The sequence below is a fragment of the Roseibium sp. QJM3NY_11 genome (assembly GCF_056173175.1).
In genome coordinates, this window is the sequence record NZ_CM149660.1 from 2,014,523 (window position 1) to 2,031,342 (window position 16,820).

The 16,820-nt window shown below is 60.9% G+C and carries 12 protein-coding genes; 5 read left to right on the top strand and 7 right to left on the bottom strand.

All coding sequences use genetic code 11. The annotated features are described in order from the left end of the window. Positions 1-3: 3 nt before the first annotated feature. The 4 genes from AC0VX3_RS09225 to AC0VX3_RS09240 all read right to left on the bottom strand — a co-directional run bounded on the left by AC0VX3_RS09225 (position 4) and on the right by AC0VX3_RS09240 (position 4,975). Entirely contained in the window at positions 4-489 is a 486-nt protein-coding gene (locus AC0VX3_RS09225; RefSeq protein WP_475524458.1) for a hypothetical protein, read from the bottom strand. Between the two features lie 112 nt (positions 490-601). Further along, positions 602-1,075: a transcription elongation factor GreA gene (greA, locus tag AC0VX3_RS09230; RefSeq protein ID WP_342895335.1), complete on the bottom strand. Its 474-nt coding sequence runs from the start codon at positions 1,073-1,075 to the stop codon at positions 602-604. A gap of 122 nt (positions 1,076-1,197) precedes the next feature. Continuing rightward, positions 1,198-4,560, bottom strand: a complete 3,363-nt coding sequence (gene carB, locus AC0VX3_RS09235) for a carbamoyl-phosphate synthase large subunit (protein WP_475524459.1) — start codon at positions 4,558-4,560, stop codon at positions 1,198-1,200. A 172-nt stretch (positions 4,561-4,732) separates the two neighbouring features. Beyond that, positions 4,733-4,975: a helix-turn-helix domain-containing protein gene (locus AC0VX3_RS09240; RefSeq protein WP_342895333.1), complete on the bottom strand. Its 243-nt coding sequence runs from the start codon at positions 4,973-4,975 to the stop codon at positions 4,733-4,735. A gap of 833 nt (positions 4,976-5,808) precedes the next feature. Here AC0VX3_RS09240 and AC0VX3_RS09245 point away from each other — a divergent pair. Then, positions 5,809-6,246 carry a MerR family transcriptional regulator gene (locus AC0VX3_RS09245; RefSeq protein WP_342895332.1) on the top strand — a complete coding sequence of 146 codons (438 nt, stop codon included), beginning with the start codon at positions 5,809-5,811 and terminating at the stop codon, positions 6,244-6,246. 256 nt (positions 6,247-6,502) lie between these two features. Here the strand turns inward: AC0VX3_RS09245 and carA are convergent, their stop codons facing one another. Next, positions 6,503-7,699 (bottom strand): glutamine-hydrolyzing carbamoyl-phosphate synthase small subunit, encoded by a 1,197-nt coding sequence (gene carA, locus AC0VX3_RS09250; protein WP_475524460.1) that lies wholly within the window; start codon positions 7,697-7,699, stop codon positions 6,503-6,505. Between the two features lie 244 nt (positions 7,700-7,943). Here carA and AC0VX3_RS09255 point away from each other — a divergent pair, with 244 nt between their 5' ends. The 4 genes from AC0VX3_RS09255 (at position 7,944) to AC0VX3_RS09270 (ending at position 14,400) form a co-directional block, all read left to right on the top strand. Beyond that, the gene (locus AC0VX3_RS09255; protein ID WP_342895330.1) at positions 7,944-8,444 is read left to right on the top strand and encodes a GatB/YqeY domain-containing protein; all 501 of its coding nucleotides are present in this window, start codon (positions 7,944-7,946) and stop codon (positions 8,442-8,444) included. Between the two features lie 177 nt (positions 8,445-8,621). Then, positions 8,622-10,553, top strand: coding sequence for a DNA primase (dnaG, locus tag AC0VX3_RS09260; RefSeq protein ID WP_475524461.1), 1,932 nt, complete (start codon positions 8,622-8,624; stop codon positions 10,551-10,553). A gap of 486 nt (positions 10,554-11,039) precedes the next feature. Beyond that, positions 11,040-13,031, top strand: a complete 1,992-nt coding sequence (gene rpoD, locus AC0VX3_RS09265) for an RNA polymerase sigma factor RpoD (RefSeq protein ID WP_475524462.1) — start codon at positions 11,040-11,042, stop codon at positions 13,029-13,031. Between the two features lie 118 nt (positions 13,032-13,149). Next, positions 13,150-14,400, top strand: coding sequence for a DUF930 domain-containing protein (locus AC0VX3_RS09270; RefSeq protein WP_475524463.1), 1,251 nt, complete (start codon positions 13,150-13,152; stop codon positions 14,398-14,400). A gap of 173 nt (positions 14,401-14,573) precedes the next feature. On the opposite strand, the gene AC0VX3_RS09275 is transcribed toward AC0VX3_RS09270, so the two are convergent. Further along, the gene (locus tag AC0VX3_RS09275; RefSeq protein WP_475524464.1) at positions 14,574-15,689 is read right to left on the bottom strand and encodes a hypothetical protein; all 1,116 of its coding nucleotides are present in this window, start codon (positions 15,687-15,689) and stop codon (positions 14,574-14,576) included. Next, entirely contained in the window at positions 15,619-16,734 is a 1,116-nt protein-coding gene (locus tag AC0VX3_RS09280) for a PAAR domain-containing protein (RefSeq protein ID WP_475524465.1), read from the bottom strand. The genes AC0VX3_RS09275 and AC0VX3_RS09280 overlap by 71 nt, the downstream gene beginning before the upstream one ends. Positions 16,735-16,820 lie beyond the last annotated feature (86 nt).

The following is a 16,820-nucleotide window of genomic DNA, read 5'->3' on the forward strand; positions in this document are numbered from 1 at the left end:
ACGCTATGTGGGCATTTCTGTTCCCAGACGGGTCTGAAGTTTCTTCAGCTTCCGGCGCAGACGGCCGAGAATGGAGATGTCCCGCAAGGCGGCGGCAACCAGGGTGAACGCAACGGAAAGCAGCAGGCATGTGGTCAGAACTGCAATCGGCAGGGACTGCTCGTAGTGGTATGAGTTCAGTGCCTGATCGAGCGGGTCCATCCCCGAATACAGGCGGCCCCGGAAGGTCTCCTTGAAGGCGCCGATCTCGATCGATCCCTGCTTCAGATAGCGCAGAGTATAGACCAGCAGCATCACGGCGGATGCCAGGACCACCAGAAACCCGAACACACGCGCACCGAATCGGAAGGCACTTTCCGCCCGGCCGGTCACAAGCCGCCTGAAGATCGCCCGCTCCCGGGCGTTCAGCCCGACATAGACGATCCACCGATAGACCCACAAGGGCACCGAGGCCACCAGAAGCCAGATCGCTATTGCATGAAAGACCATTCGATTGTTCTCCGCCACGCCGACCGTCAGATTAACGATCGACCGACACACGTCAAAGGGAGAAATCGACTTCCGCCGCAGGCACGGCGCATGCGGCGGGAAAAGAGGCTGATCAGCCGAACTTGATTTCGACGATCTCGTAGGAGTGCGCGCCGCCCGGGGCGGCGACCTCAACACTGTCGCCGACGGACTTGCCGATCAGGGCGCGTGCGATCGGCGAGGAGATCGACACCTTGTTCTGTTTCACGTCCGACTCGACATCGCCGACGATCATGTACCGTTTTTCCTCTTCCGTATCCTCGTCGATGAGGGCGACGGTCGCACCGAACTTGACAAAGTCGCCGGACAGCTTGCTCACGTCGATCACTTCAGCGCGGGACAACTTGTCTTCCAGTTCGCCGATGCGGCCTTCGTTGAGGCTCTGGGCTTCCTTGGCCGCATGGTATTCGGCGTTTTCCGACAAGTCGCCATGTGCGCGTGCCTCAGCAATGGCATCAACGATGCGCGGACGCTCCACCCCGGTACGCTTCTTCAGTTCATCCTGAAGCATTTTGTAACCGGCGGAGGTCATCGGAACTTTTTCCATGGGTCTCAGACCTTCAGCTTATTGGGTCCTTATCTTGCTCTTCTTAAAGGACCGCGCATTAACAAAAACAAACCAAGCCGGGAAAGGCGCGCTTTCCCGGCCGGTCAATGAGTATATTAGCCTTAGCCGAAGTAGGATTGTAAAGGTCTTACTTCAAGGCTCCCCGCTTTGTGGGCGGCAATGCCTTTGGCCGCTGCAACGGACCCTGCAAGGGTCGTGTAAAACGGCACCTTGTTCAGGAGAGCTGCCCGGCGCATCGACCGGCTGTCGGAAATGGCCTGCGCGCCTTCGGTCGTGTTGAAGACAAGCTGGACGTCACCGTTCTTGATAGCATCGACGATATGCGGACGGCCTTCAAGGACCTTGTTTATCTTCTTCACCGGGATGCCCTGCTGCTCCAGGAATTTCTGGGTTCCGCTGGTTGCGATGATGCTGAAACCGGCCGTTTCCAGATTGCGCACCGCCTCGACAACACCGGCCTTGTCCTCGTCGCGCATGGAAACGAACACCGTTCCTTCGCCGGGAACACCCGTGCCGCAACCGATCTGAGACTTGGCAAAGGCCTTGCCGAAGGCGGTGTCGAGACCCATGACCTCACCGGTTGACCGCATTTCCGGGCCGAGAATGGTGTCGACGCCGGGGAACCGGGCGAAGGGGAACACGGCCTCCTTCACGGCAATGTGGCTGAAGGCCTTTTCAGACAGGTTGAATGAGGCAAGGCTCTCGCCCGCCATGATTCGGCTGGCGATCTTGGCAACCGGAACACCGATGGTCTTGGCAACAAAGGGCACGGTCCGAGAGGCGCGCGGATTGACTTCCAGCACGTAGATCTCGCCGCCCCTGATGGCGTATTGCACATTCATCAGGCCGCCGACTTCCAGCGCGAGGGCGAGCGCGCTTGTCTGGCGCTTGAGTTCGGCCAGCACGTCTTCGCCGAGCGAGAAGGGCGGCAGCGAGCAGGCGCTGTCGCCGGAGTGGATACCGGCTTCCTCGATATGCTCCATGATGCCGCAGACGAAGACATCCTTGCCGTCGCACAACGCATCGACATCGACCTCAATGGCTCCGTCCAGGTAGCGGTCGAACAGAAGCGGATTGGTGCCCAGAACGGTGTTGATCTGGCCGGTCTTGTCGTTGGGATATTTAGCCCTGACTTCCGCCGGGACCAGTTCCGGCAAGGTGCCGAGCAGATAGGAGTTGAGCGCCTCCTCGTCCCGGATGATCTGCATGGCGCGGCCGCCCAGAACATAGGACGGGCGGACAACCAGAGGCAGGCCCAGGCGGCTGGCAATAAGGCGGCCCTGCTCGACCGAGTAGGCGATGCCGTTTTCCGGCTGCTTCAGGTCGAGCTTGACCAGCAGTTTCTGGAACCGGTCGCGGTCTTCTGCCAGATCGATCATGTCCGGTGACGTGCCCAGGATCGGAACGCCCGCCTTGACCAGTGTCTGGGCCAGTTTCAGCGGCGTCTGGCCGCCGAACTGGACGATGACCCCGTGCAAGGTGCCGTTTTGCTGTTCCTTGCGGATGATCTCCAGAACATCCTCGCCGGTCAGCGATTCAAAATAGAGCCGGTCCGAAGTGTCATAGTCCGTGGAGACGGTTTCTGGGTTGCAGTTGACCATGATGGTCTCGTAGCCGGCATCTTCCAGAGCGAAGGCGGCATGACAGCAGCAGTAGTCGAACTCGATGCCCTGGCCGATCCGGTTCGGACCGCCGCCCAGAATGACGACTTTCTTCCTGTCCGAGGGGTCAGCTTCACAGGCGGGCGCGCCCATGAACGGTGCTTCGTAGGTCGAGTACATATAGGCGGTCGGCGAGGCGAATTCGGCGGCGCAGGTATCGATGCGCTTGTAGACCGGATGAACATCGAGTTTCTGCCGCAGCCCGAACACGTCGCTCTCCTCCATGCCGGCAAGGCTTGCCAGGCGCGTGTCGGAAAAGCCCATGGATTTCAGCTTGCGCAGATTGGCCGCATCCCCGGGCAGGCCGATGTTCCGCACTCTGGCTTCCATTGCCAGGATGTCGGCCATCTGTTCCAGGAACCAGGTGTTGATGCCGCTGGCCTGGTGGACGTCTGCAACGCTCATGCCGAGGCGCATGGCCTGGGCAACGCTCAGGAGCCGGGTGGGGGTCGCGATGGACACGGCGGCGCGCAGGGCGTTGCGGTCATCGCCCTGGTCGAGGCCCGGGATCTCGACTTCGTCCAGTCCGTTGAAGCCGGTTTCCAGACCGCGCAGCGCTTTCTGAAGACTCTCGTTGAAGGTCCGGCCGATGGCCATGACTTCTCCGACCGATTTCATCGCGGTGGTCAGCGTGGCTTCGGAACCCGGGAATTTTTCGAATGCGAACCGGGGGATCTTGGTCACGACGTAGTCGATGGTCGGTTCGAAAGACGCCGGCGTCGCACCGCCGGTGATGTCGTTTTCCAGTTCGTCAAGCGTATAGCCGACCGCCAGTTTGGCGGCGATCTTGGCGATGGGGAAGCCGGTTGCCTTGGAAGCGAGGGCGGAGGAGCGCGACACGCGCGGGTTCATCTCGATGACAACGAGGCGGCCGGTATCCGGATCGACCGCGAACTGCACGTTGGAGCCGCCGGTCTCGACGCCGATCTCACGCAGCACCGCGATCGAGGCGTCGCGCATGATCTGGTATTCCTTGTCCGTCAGCGTCAGCGCCGGAGCGACAGTGATGCTGTCGCCCGTGTGCACGCCCATCGGATCGACGTTCTCGATGGAACAGATGATGATGCAATTGTCCGCGGTGTCGCGGACAACTTCCATTTCGTATTCCTTCCAGCCCAGCAGACTTTCATCGATCAGTACCTGGCCGACCGGCGAGGCGTCGATGCCCGAGCGCACGATGGCCTCGTATTCCTCGCGATTGTAGGCAACACCGCCCCCCGTGCCGCCCAGAGTGAAGGCCGGCCGGATAATGGCGGGCAGTCCGATCTCGTCGATGGCGCGCATGGCCTTCAGATATCCCGCATTGCGGTCGTAGCCGGTGATGCGGCCGTTGTCGTCACGGATCGCGGGCGAGGAGGCGATGCAGGCGCGCGGGTTCTCAAGTCCGATGGTGTCCATGGCGGCCCGGAACTTTTCGCGGTCTTCCGCCTTTTCGATGACGTTGGCGCGGGCTCCGATCATTTCCACGCCGAATTTCTCCAGAACGCCCATCTCTTCAAGATCAAGCGCACAGTTCAGCGCAGTCTGGCCACCCATCGTCGGGAGCAGCGCGTCCGGGCGCTCCTTTTCGATGATCTGGGCGACGAGCTCCGGGGTGATCGGCTCGATATAGGTGGCATCGGCGAGATCGGGATCCGTCATGATCGTCGCAGGGTTCGAGTTCACCAGAATGATGCGATAGCCTTCCTCGCGCAGTGCCTTGCAGGCCTGGGTGCCGGAATAATCGAATTCGCAGGCCTGGCCGATAACGATCGGTCCGGCACCAATGATCAGGATGGAAGAGATATCTGTGCGTTTTGGCATCTCGGCTCGCAGCTCGCAGGGGCCAGTCCGGATAACGGCTTTCGTTATGCGGCCCGACCCGGACTTGACGTGAATGACAGTGTTGGCTGAGCGCGTCTTATAGGGAAAAGCAGCGCGCTAGGAAACCCCGCCCGGGACGGAAGTAGACGTTTTCCGGGGCGGAAACACGACTTTATTCGAAGTCCTTGCTTTCCATGGGCAACGGAACCGTGACCTGACCGTCATAGTCTCCGATGCCGTGGGACAGCGCGTAACAGGCCAGGCGGATGGATTTCGGAATTTCAACCGGACGGCCGTCGCGGTTGCCCTTCTCGTAATACTGGATCATGCGCTTCTTGAGCCCGAGCCGATCTGCCGCGTCTTTCTGCTTCAATCCGAGCGCGCGTCGCCAGTGGCGGAATTGTTGCGGGGTCATGCCTGACACCGCGTCTTTTGATTTCGAATCGGCCATTTTCGTCTTAATTCCGGAGTACCCTGATTTCATGCCGCCCTTTTTTGGCGCTGCACGTCCCACCCACGTGACAGAAATAACCTGGATGCCCAATTGTCAATCAGGAAGTGCACAATGTGCTCTTTATGTGCCGTCGCGCTGGCGGTGGCCGGCCGAGTCGGCGCTGCCTTTCCGGGGAGCGGGGCGCAGCCGGTGCCGGCTGTTTTGCAGCCAATGTCGTGCGATGGCGGGAAGGCTGCTACCGAATGCCACATGCGCGTCAATTTAACGGCAGTGATGTGGCAACGGGGCACATCTTGTGAATTGTAATAAATATCAGGGGTAAGAAAAGGAGAACTAAGTAGTTTTCCTGTGCCGGTTGTTGGAAGTTCAAGATAACTTGGGTGGGATTGGTCTATTGAGATGCAGTCTATTCATTGGTGCTAAATTATCGATAATTAATATTTATATGATTATGACGTATATTCGAAGCAATTAAACATTCGCAGTTTTGTGTTCTTGTTATCCGGATATGAGAAATAGTTTCCACAACACTGATTCTTTTGCGGAAAATCGCCAATATTTCTAATTTTCACGTAGATTTTAACTGTCAATCCGTTGTATTAAACTAGGGCTTAGTCTCCTGTGAGTTTGGTGTGGGGGCTTCCGAAGCGGTGAGCATTGCGTTTCAAGCTGAAGGAGCTGTTTTTTGCCGTGCTAGTGGGACCCGACGGACCGGAGGTGGGATCGCAACGTCGGGTAGCTCTGCAAGACCCAGCCGGGCTTGGAACAAAAAAGACAAGATCGGGCTTAGAAAAATGAACAAAGCAGCTACCAAAATGGTCGTTATTCCGGACATAGCTGGTCCGACACAAGATGTGGTCATGGACGACCGCGCACTTGCGATTTCGGAAATGTCGGAAAGGTTCGAGGTGACCCTCCGCACCTTGCGCTTCTATGAGGAAAAAGGGCTTCTCAATCCCGTACGCAAGGGGGCGCGCCGTTTTTACGGTGAGCGGGATGTGTCGCGGATGCGGGTCATCCTGCAGGCAAAGAAGATCGGATTGACCCTGGCGGAGATCCGCAAGGTGATCAAACTGGTCGAAGGCAGCACCAAGCGCGACACTCAGTACAAGGAACTCCAGGAGATCTGCCGGGCGCAGCAGGAACTCCTGCTCGAGCAGAAGCAGATGCTCGACGAGCAGATCGTCGAAGTCGGACAGATCCTGGGAACTTTCGACGATCTCGTCGGCTGAACCGGAGCGGCGCTTCCGTCAATCGATCAACCCGGCGTGTACAGATGCGCCGGGTTTTCTTTTGAACGCGGACGGTAAATTGCGGTTTCCGGCCTGAAAACAGGCGCGCGATAGCGCGGACAAGCCTCCGCGGCTTGCCGCGCGTGGCGCGGAGGCTTTGACGCGGTTTTCTTTTCGGACCGACCGGGCCGAAACAACGCTCATTGGTTCAAAGGGCCGTGTCCGAAGGCAGCGGCCGGCGGTCAGGCGCGCTGTTTCAGGATGCCGCGTCCTGGAGCGTTCTGGACGTGTCCATCAATCCGGTGAACCGCTTGAACAGGTAATTGCTGTCATGCGGTCCCGGAGACGCTTCGGGATGGTACTGGACGGAAAAGACCGGTTTGTCCTTCATGGCCAGTCCGCAATTGGAGCCGTCGAACAGGGAGACGTGGGTCTGGGCCACGTTGTCCGGCAGACTGTCGGCGTCGACGGCGAAACCGTGGTTCATCGAGGTGATCTCGACCTTGCCGGTTGTGTGGTCGAAGACGGGATGGTTCGCACCATGGTGTCCCTGGTGCATCTTGACCGTCTTGCCGCCAAGGGCCAGGGCCAGCATCTGGTGCCCGAGGCAAATTCCGAAGGTCGGAATGCCTTTCTCGACCACCGTGCGGATCGTGCTGACGGCATAGGCGCCGGTGGCGGCCGGATCGCCCGGTCCATTGGACAGGAAAACGCCGTCCGGATCGTGCGCCAGAACGTCCTGCGCCGTCGCCGTGGCCGGCAGCACGGTGACCTGGCAGCCGGCGTCGGTCAGCAGACGCAAGATATTGCGCTTGATACCATAGTCGATCGCAACCACCTTGTAGGAGGCGTCGCTTGCTTCGCCGTAACCCTCGTTCCATTTCCACGTGGTCTGGGACCAGGGATGGGACTGGGTGGTCGAGGCGTCCTTCGCAAGGTCCATTCCGACCAGGCCGGGCCAGTTGACCGCCGCCGCCTTCAGGCTGTCAATGTCGAACTGGCCGTCCGGAGCGTGGGCGATGACACCATTGGGTACGCCCTTTTCCCGGATCAGGGCGGTCAGGGCACGGGTGTCGACGCCGCTGATGCCGATCAGGTTGCGGCTTTTCAGCCAGGCATCGAGATGTTTGGCCGCCCTGTAATTTGCCGGGTCGGTGATGGCCGCAGCCAGAACGACACCGCGGATGCCACTGTCCGCGGCCATGTTGACGGTCTCGATGTCGTCGTCGTTGGTGCCGACATTGCCGATATGCGGAAATGTGAAGGTGATGATCTGTCCAGAATAGGAGGGGTCCGTGAGGATTTCCTGATAACCGGTCATGGCCGTATTAAAGCAAATCTCACCAACGGCTTGGCCCGTGGCGCCGAGGCCCTGTCCCTCGATAATGCTGCCGTCGGATAACACGAGCAGGGCGGTCGCCGGGGTCTCGGACCATGCGTCTGCTGTCGTCATGTCTTGTTTCCAGATCTTGTTGGTGACATCATGCACTGCAGGAAAGGCGTTCGCGGCAGGCCAGATGCCTGCAGGTGGCCGCCTGCATTCAGCGCGGGACTCTATGGGAAGCGGCTTGGATCGTCAATATTGATCCTCTGAAAAAAGATATCTAAAATTCAATAACTTAGCTGGTTAGTGGGACGGGCGTCGAGGCGCTTCATCCCTCAGCACGGCAGGGGTAGGGTGAACCATGCGCACAGAAATGCGCGACAGAATCAACGCGGCCTTGAAGGTGGCGCAGAACGATGGCGACAAGCGCCGATGCGCGACCCTGCGCCTTGTGCAGACCGCCGTCAAAGACCGTGAGGCCGCCGCCCGCGAAAACGGCAAGGACGGCGTCAAAGAAAACGAAGTGATTGACATCCTTCAGAAAATGATCCGCCAGCGCGAAATCTCGGCCGAAGAATTCGAAAGCGGTGGACAGCTTGATCTTGTCGAGCAGGAGCGGGCCGAACAGGACATCATCCGGGAATTCCTGCCGGTTCAGGTGAGCGGCGACGAAATGCGCTCGATCTGCGAGGAAACGGTCAAGGATATCGATGCCCAGGGCCTGCGCGACATCGGCCGCTGCATGAGCGAACTCAAGACCCGCTATCCGGGCAAGATGGACTTCGTGCAGGCGTCCTGCGTCGTCAAGGACATGCTGCGGACCGACGGCAACGACAAGCCGGAAGCCGCTTCACCGGAGAGCGGCGGCGACTAGGCCGTGCCCCGGCCCCGCCGGCCGCTTGTCAACAGCCTGTCCAGAGCGGTTCTCTTGATGCTCCGTGCCTCTGGCATCAGGCCGGAAGACACTCTATTTTGTCAGACCGTTCCGGCGCCGCCCCGTGGCCGCTGCCGGGCCCTGATGTATCCACTGACCCCGGGCTGTTAGCGTTCCATGCGTTTCGAACCGCGCCTTCTAGATGAAATCCGCGCCCGGCTGACCCTGTCGGAGCTGGTCGGCCGCCGCGTGACCTGGGACCGGCGCAAGACGCAGCCGGGACGGGGCGACTACTGGGCCTGCTGTCCGTTTCATCAGGAAAAGAGCCCGAGCTTTCACGTCGATGACCGGCGCAACCGCTACAAGTGCTTCGGCTGCGGGGCTTCGGGCGACCATTTCACCTTCGTGTGCGAGACCGAGGGGCTCAGTTTTCCCGAAGCCGTCGAGCGGCTGGCCGAAAATGCAGGCGTGGCGCTGCCCGCACCCGATCCGCAGGCCGCACGGCGCGAGACCCAACGGGCCGGGCTTGCGGAAATCTGCGAAATGGCCGCCCGGTTCTTCCAGGCCGAATATGCGGGACCGCGCGGCGAAGACGCCCGCGCCTATTGTGGCCGGCGGGGGCTGACGGCGGAAACCCTGTCGGAATTCCGTTTCGGGTTCGCGCCGGACAGCCGTACCGCGCTGAAATCCCATCTGGCTGCCCGCGACGTTTCCGAAGATCTGATGGTGGAGGCGGGTCTCGTCATCAGGCCGGAGGGCGGGCGGCCCTGTTATGACCGGTTCCGGGGCCGGCTGATGATCCCCATTCAGGACGACCGTGGCCGTGTCGTCGCCTTCGGCGGGCGTACGCTGTCGCCGGACGGACAGCCCAAATACCTGAATTCTCCGGAAACGCCCCTGTTTCACAAGGGCGTCATGCTGTTCAATGCGCACCGCGCGCGCGAACCGGCCTACAAGTCCGGGGAGGCGGTGGTTGTCGAGGGCTATCTCGATGCAATCGCCCTTTGGCAGGCCGGGGTCCAGCATGTGGTCGCCTCGCTCGGAACCGCCTTCACCGAGGATCAGGTGGTGCGCCTGTGGAAATTCGCTCCGGAGCCGGTGATCTGCTTCGATGGCGATGCAGCCGGGGTCGCGGCGGCGCACCGGTCGATCGACCGGATCTTTCCGGTCCTGAAAAGCGGTTTTTCGTTCCAGTTCTGCTTTTTGCCGGACGGCATGGATCCGGACGACCTGATCAAACAGCGCGGGCTGGAGGGGTTCCAGGCGGAAACGGACCGTGCGCGGGCTCTGTTCGATGTGGTCTGGGACCGGGAGATCTCTGCGTCGCGCCTGGACACGCCGGAGCGCAAGGCCGCGCTCGAAAAGCGTTTCGACGATCTGATCGGCACGATCCGGGATGAACGGGTGCGCCGCCGCTATCAGCTCGATCTGCGCTTCAGGTTGTCGAACCTGTTCTTCGAGCAGGCCCGGCAGACCCGAAAAGGCGGCGGCAAGACCGGGGAGACGGTGTCCGCGCTGGGCACGGGCAGGGAACGGGTGGCCGCGAGCGACGATTTCGGAACGGAACGCCTCGTACTGGGTTTGAGCATGCGCTATCCGCATATGCTCGACAGGAATTTCGAGCGGTTTTCCATGTTGCCGCTGACCAACGACCTGCATCGTCAGTTGCGCGATGTCCTGTGCCGGATCGTTGACGATCTCGAGGACACTCCGATTGCCGACCTGACCAGCACCTTCGACGGTCCGCTCAGGGACATCATGTCGGAAACCCGGCCGGAGAGCATGGGGCTGCAGGAACAGAACGGTTCCGAGTTCTCCGCGCTGATCCATCGCTTTCCCCTTCTGAAATCAAATCCGCCGGAGGATTTCGTCGAGGCGGCGTTCCTGCATTTCCTGGATGTCCTGGAACTCAATGCGCTGGATGAGGAATTGTCGGCGGAACTGGCAAACGCGGACGAGCAACTCGATGAACATGCCTGGATGCGCATTCAGGCGCTGACACAGGATCTCGGTCGCCGGCGCGAGGAATGCGCGCGCGACGAAGCCGATCTTGCGGAACGTGCCAGAAAGATCCGGTCCGCACCGGCTGCCGTCGCAGCGGCGCAATAACGGAGCGCGCAGGAACCGCGCGTTAGTGTCGGCACTCCGTTGGCTGCGTGTCGGCAGATGCCGTCTATTCACCTGTTTTGGTGGCCAAGTGCCTTAAAAAAACACATTTTTCAATTGACCTGTGACGAATCACACTTGCGAATCGCGCGTGTCGAGCTAAATAGAACGTTTGCAGCTTTCACGCGCCGCAGCCTATGAGCCTGCTCGCGGCTATAGTCTTAAAACAGCTGCAACCCGTATGAATACCTCTTCCGCATTCGATCAGCGAATGCAGACATGAATGGCCGTATGCTGTGCCGATGCTGAAATCTGTCATTGTCGAAATGCGTACGGTTAATTGGGACTTAAGGGACACGGCTTACAAACCTATTCGCAATGATTCCTCTGGACGCCGCCGCTCGCATAGCTGGCGCGCTGAGGGCGAATTGAGTTGAAGTCGGAATATAGGCGCGGCGTGGCCGGACCGGCCACGAACTGGAGCACGATATGGTAGCCAAAGCGACACAAGCAGACGACACTCAGGAACAGAGCGCGGACGGCCCGGATGGTCCGCTGCTGGATTTGTCGGATGCCGCTGTCAAGAAGATGATCAAGGCCGCCAAGAAGCGCGGCTACGTCACCTATGACGAGTTGAACGAGGTGCTGCCGTCAGAGCAGGTGTCGTCGGAGAAAATCGAGGACACCATGTCAATGCTGTCCGATATGGGGATCAACGTGATCGATTCCGACGAAGCCGAAGACGGTCCTGAAGAAGTTGACGGCGGCGAACTGGTCACCGCTCCCAAGACGGCTGTTACCAAGACCACCACCACCAAGGAACCCGCGGATCGCACCGATGATCCGGTGCGCATGTATCTGCGCGAAATGGGCTCGGTGGAGCTGCTCTCCCGCGAGGGCGAGATCGCGATCGCCAAGCGGATCGAAGCCGGCCGGGAAGCCATGATCGCGGGCCTGTGCGAAAGCCCGCTGACGTTCCAGGCGATCATCATCTGGCGCGACGAGCTGAACGAAGCCCAGGTCCTGCTGCGCGACATCATCGACCTGGAAGCGACCTATGCCGGGCCGGACGCCAAGGCGGGGCCGGCTGTCGCCAATGACGATGTGGCACCGGGCGAGAGCGCGCCGGAGAAGACCGAAGGGACGTCCGAGGAGACCCAGAACCAGGACGGCGAGAGCGAGGAGGACGATGACGACGACGAATTCGAATCCAACGTCTCCCTCTCCGCCATGGAAGCGGAACTGAAGCCGGGCGTTCTGGAAACCTTCGACAACATCGCCGACAACTACAAGAAACTGCGCCGCCTGCAGGATCAGCTTGTCGAAAACAAGCTGGCCAACAAGACCCTGTCGCCGAGCCAGGAGCGCCGCTACAAGAAGCTGAAAGAAGACATCATCGTCGATGTCAAAAGCCTGTCGCTCAACCAGAACCGCATCGATGCGCTGGTGGCCCAGCTCTACGACATCAACAAGCGCCTGATGGGCTATGAAGGCCGCCTGCTGCGGCTGGCCGACAGCTACAACGTCGACCGCACCGACTTCCTCAAGCAGTATCAGGGGGCCGAGCTCGACCCGAACTGGCTGCGCAAGGTCGCCAATCTGTCCACGCGTGGCTGGAAGAACTTCATCGCCAAGGAAAAGGAAACCGTCCGCGAGCTGCGTCAGGAAATCCAGACGCTGGCGACGGAAACCGGCCTTGAGATCACCGAATTCCGCCGCATCGTCGCGATGGTGCAGAAGGGCGAGCGCGAGGCGCGCATCGCCAAAAAGGAAATGGTCGAGGCCAACCTGCGCCTGGTGATTTCCATTGCCAAGAAATACACCAACCGCGGCCTGCAGTTCCTGGACCTTATCCAGGAGGGCAACATCGGTCTGATGAAGGCGGTGGACAAGTTCGAATACCGGCGCGGCTACAAGTTCTCCACCTATGCCACATGGTGGATCCGGCAGGCGATCACCCGTTCGATCGCCGACCAGGCCCGCACCATCCGTATTCCGGTGCACATGATCGAGACGATCAACAAGATCGTGCGGACTTCGCGCCAGATGCTGCACGAGATCGGCCGCGAGCCGACCCCGGAAGAGCTGGCCGAAAAGCTGCAGATGCCGCTGGAAAAGGTCCGCAAGGTCCTGAAGATCGCCAAGGAGCCGATCTCGCTCGAAACGCCGATCGGCGACGAGGAGGATTCCCATCTCGGCGATTTCATCGAGGACAAGAACGCGGTGCTGCCGATCGACGCGGCGATCCAGTCGAACCTGCGCGAGACCACCACGCGCGTGCTGGCCTCGCTGACCCCGCGCGAGGAACGTGTTCTCAGGATGCGCTTCGGCATCGGCATGAACACCGATCACACGCTTGAAGAGGTCGGCCAGCAGTTCTCGGTCACCCGCGAGCGTATCCGCCAGATCGAGGCCAAGGCTCTTCGCAAGCTGAAGCACCCGAGCCGATCGCGCAAGCTGCGTTCGTTCCTCGACAGCTGAGGACTGCCACGGAGCCCGACAGACACCCTTCCAGGAACCCGGCGGCGACGCCGGGTTTTTTGGTGCAGGATGCCGGACTTGCGACCGCCGAAACCGAACCAGGGGCATTTTCTTGGCCATGATCGCCGATATGGACCGACCGATGGACGGGGACGAACCCCAGGACCGGAAGGGATTCGGCTGGGGGATTGCGATTTCGCTGGTGTTGCATGCGCTGGCGGCGCTGATGTTGACCGGCGTCATATCGGGATATGTCTCGCAGCCGATTGAAGACACGGTCGAGGTGGAACTGGTGCCGCCACCCGAGCAAACGTCCCCGCCCGCCGTGCCCGAAGAGCCGGAACCCGAAGAACCGGACGTTCCCGAACCGGAGCAGGCCGAGCCGGCAGTCGCCCCTCCACCGCCACCTCCGGCCCCGCCGCCCGCACCGCAGCAGCCGGAGGAGGCCGCAACGCCGCCGGCGGATGTGCCCGTGCTGCAGCCGGTCGAGGAATTCGGCGAGGAGGACACCGGCCCGGTGGGCGAGGAAACGCCGCCGGAGGAGCGGGCCGACGCGGAAGCGCCTGAAGAGCCGGTAGAGCCAGCAGAGCCGGTAGAGAACGAAGAACCGGCCGAGACCGAAACAGCTCAGGAGACGGACGCCGAGACGGAGGCAGCGGAAGAGGCGACCGCAGGCGAAGCTGATCCGGCGGCCGAGACCGATACGGCAGAGGCCGGGGAAGACACGGATGCGGAACCTGACCCGGTTCCTGTGCCGGAAGACGCGCCACAGGAGAGCGACACGGCGGACACGCCGGTGATCGACCCCGCTGAAGAGACGGAAGCGGCATCGGGCACGGAGGCCGAAACCGACACCGGTATCGCGGAGATTACGGCGCCCGAGGATTTTGGCGTGGTCGGGCCGATCGTCACCGAGGCGACGCCCGCTCCCAAGCCGGCCCGCGCGGCGCAGACGGCTCCGGCGGCGCGCCGCGAATCCGCCCGGACGGGAGCGTCAGGCCCGCCGGCGGGCATGCTGGCGGCAAGGCAGCTTTATTCGCGCGATATTCTGGACGCCCCGCAGGCACGCACCGCGATGCGCGGCATGTCCGAGGGCCAGCGGCTGAACCTTCTGTGCATGACGGAGCTGCGCGCGCAGATCTCCTCGGTCAGCGCCCTGCCGCCGGAACTGCTGCCGAGATTTCGCCCGCCGCCGGGCAACGTTCTGCAACCGAAAACCGCCGCCTTCCGGAGCCTGGGCCGCTGGTTCGACGTCTCCTTCCGCTGCGAGACCGACAGCGGCGTGACCCGGGTGGAAAACTTCGCCTTCAAGATCGGGAACGAAATCCCCCAGAGCCAGTGGCTGGAGCGGGGGCTGACGGGGTTTTGAGGGGGGCGCCACTGCCTCTCAAGCACCATGTGTTTTGATGCATTTGATGGTGCCGAACGGTTCACGCAGCGAGGCGGGTCAGATGAGCCGAGACGCCGCATCGTGGCAAGCGCCGCTGCTATGAGCCACGTCTTTCGACATGGTCCCATGCGGCAAGACAAATGCAACGTGCGTTATCGTAGCGGCTGAAGCGATTCCACGACGATTTCAAACGCTCTTCGGTTGATGGCCCAGGCTTCGAAATTCGTCGAGCGCGCGGGGGAGAGAAGGATGGCGGAAACCGAGACGTCCGCCGAGCCGGCCCGCAGCAATGTCATTTCCAGGTCAAGGTGGCCACGTTTGGCGTCGACGCGCGCCAACTGGCTCGGAAGAGGTGTCGCTTCGACGGTTCCGAATGTCCCTGAATCCGGAACAATGCCAATTCCGTTTGCCGCCAGATTCTCAAGCGTCACTTTTTCCAGAGCCGGTGCATCGCCGGCAACGGATGACGCGACAATGATGATTGTGCCGAGCGACGTGCCGTCCGCAAGGTTGTCCAACTGCAACGCCGCGCCGCCCTCCGGAGCATTTTGAGAAACCGTCTTCTGCCAGCTTTCCGGAACCGCGACCTGAAGCGGTTTCGTTCCATCAAGTTGTTGAAAAGCGAAGGGTTCGGCAAAACGCTCATGTGTCGGATTGCTGAGCCTGAAGCCGGTCAAGGCACCGGAAAAGAGCGTTTGCATCTGCCTCACCGTTTCGGGAGGCGTGGCAGGCGAGCGCGCTTCGAGGAGGAAAAGCCGGTTGCCGTCCTTGAATGTCGCGAGCCGGTGAAGCGTGACCTTGCCCTTGTTCGTACCGGTGGCGAGAACGTCGGCAAGCACACCATACGAGGACTTGCGCATCTGAATATCGAGTGCGCGAAGGCTCTGAGAGTGTAACCACCCGTCCAGCCAGTCGACTGGATTGACTTCGCGGGGCATCAGATTCCCCCACACAAGGAGTTCGACATTCTTGTCAGAACCATGGGAGGTCAGCAGGACCGTGAGGGGCATCTGATCCGTCGGGACCTTGTCTGCGACAGGGTAGGCTGTCCAGGTGTCCGGCAGGCGAATTGAAAAATCAAAAAGGGATTGAACAGTGTTGCGGTACTGGAAAATACCGTAGCCCTGCTGGAAGGCAGACGGGGGCGGAGTTTTGGCAATTTTCCGGTTGTCTTGCATTCGACCTTTGTCCGTTGGGCTAGAAGCCTGCGCTATCGCGATTTCGGTCCTTGTAGCGCTTGCCAATACTGAAATCGATAGAACCGCCAAGACCAGCGCCCGCGTCAATGCCGCCCGAGAGACCGGTATGTGCCCGGTCCGTTTCGGTATCATAAAAACCATATCCGCGCCCTTCTGCCCCGGCAGAATAGCCGGTAACGCCAACCTTTCCGCGCATGCCGATCGAGTAGTCCGTAAACGGGATCGGAATGTTGACTTCATTGACGACATCGCCGGCAAGGCCGTCAGCCGCCGCCTTTCCGCCGACCGCAAGACCTGCGCGGCGGCCGTCATAGCCAACGAGTGCTTCTCCGGCGAGTTCCGCCTGTCCTGCTGCGCCCTGTACACCGGCTTCATACCACGGGTTGTTTTCGTCATCTCCGATGAAAAAACCTGCGCCGGCGGTTGCACCCGTTGCCTTGACACCCAGGGTGTGGCCTCCGCCATAGACGACGCCGAGTTCGTCCCTGGCTTGCAGCCTGAGCACATCGCCTTTCGTGTATCCGCCGATATAGGGGAAAGCCTCGAAGAAGTGCCCGGAGACATCCCATTTTGCGAGACCGGTATCAAACTTGGCCATGAGTTGGCCGATCAGGCCTTCGCGTTCGATTTCAAGTGAGCCTTCAGCAAACAGGAACTTGCTCAGCTTGTCCGCAGATTCTGCGAGAGCGACGTCGAAGCCGTCCTTGTAGACCTGGCGTTGGGCCGCGAAGACAGCGGACAGAAATTCGGAAAGCAGATTCTTCAGAAGATCGAACAGACCGACCGGAGCCGCGCCGCCACCGCCCCCTCCCGCACCCTGCATCCCGATCAGGACCGTCGGGAAACCGGTGATGATGGCCCCGCCCTTGGCCGTCAGGTCGGTCATGCGGGCGGCCGGGCTGCCTTCGACCAGGACATTCCAGGCACCGGTGATGATCGGGTCGCCGCCGGCGGGCGGGGGCGGACCGACACACACGCACATGTCGCCGATACGGGCCTGGGGCATCTTGCCGGTCAGGACCGTGTAGGCGCATTTCCATACGATGGGAGCGGGCACGCCCATGCACATCGGGCAGGTATGCATGTCGGACAGACGGGCAGCGGGGAAACGCATGAAAGAACCGAATTTAACAAAATATCCGGTCTGATCATCTTTAAGTCGTGCCGACCTGTCAATCTCGGATGTGCCGCCTTCTCCCT

Coding starts and splice junctions, on each gene's coding strand:
- AC0VX3_RS09225 (WP_475524458.1), bottom strand. CDS start 489: ATGGTCTTTCATGCAATAGCGATCTGGCTTCTGGTGGCCTCGGTGCCC.
- greA (WP_342895335.1), bottom strand. CDS start 1,075: ATGGAAAAAGTTCCGATGACCTCCGCCGGTTACAAAATGCTTCAGGAT.
- carB (WP_475524459.1), bottom strand. CDS start 4,560: ATGCCAAAACGCACAGATATCTCTTCCATCCTGATCATTGGTGCCGGA.
- AC0VX3_RS09240 (WP_342895333.1), bottom strand. CDS start 4,975: ATGACCCCGCAACAATTCCGCCACTGGCGACGCGCGCTCGGATTGAAG.
- AC0VX3_RS09245 (WP_342895332.1), top strand. CDS start 5,809: ATGAACAAAGCAGCTACCAAAATGGTCGTTATTCCGGACATAGCTGGT.
- carA (WP_475524460.1), bottom strand. CDS start 7,699: ATGACGACAGCAGACGCATGGTCCGAGACCCCGGCGACCGCCCTGCTC.
- AC0VX3_RS09255 (WP_342895330.1), top strand. CDS start 7,944: ATGCGCGACAGAATCAACGCGGCCTTGAAGGTGGCGCAGAACGATGGC.
- dnaG (WP_475524461.1), top strand. CDS start 8,622: ATGCGTTTCGAACCGCGCCTTCTAGATGAAATCCGCGCCCGGCTGACC.
- rpoD (WP_475524462.1), top strand. CDS start 11,040: ATGGTAGCCAAAGCGACACAAGCAGACGACACTCAGGAACAGAGCGCG.
- AC0VX3_RS09270 (WP_475524463.1), top strand. CDS start 13,150: ATGATCGCCGATATGGACCGACCGATGGACGGGGACGAACCCCAGGAC.
- AC0VX3_RS09280 (WP_475524465.1), bottom strand. CDS start 16,734: ATGCGTTTCCCCGCTGCCCGTCTGTCCGACATGCATACCTGCCCGATG.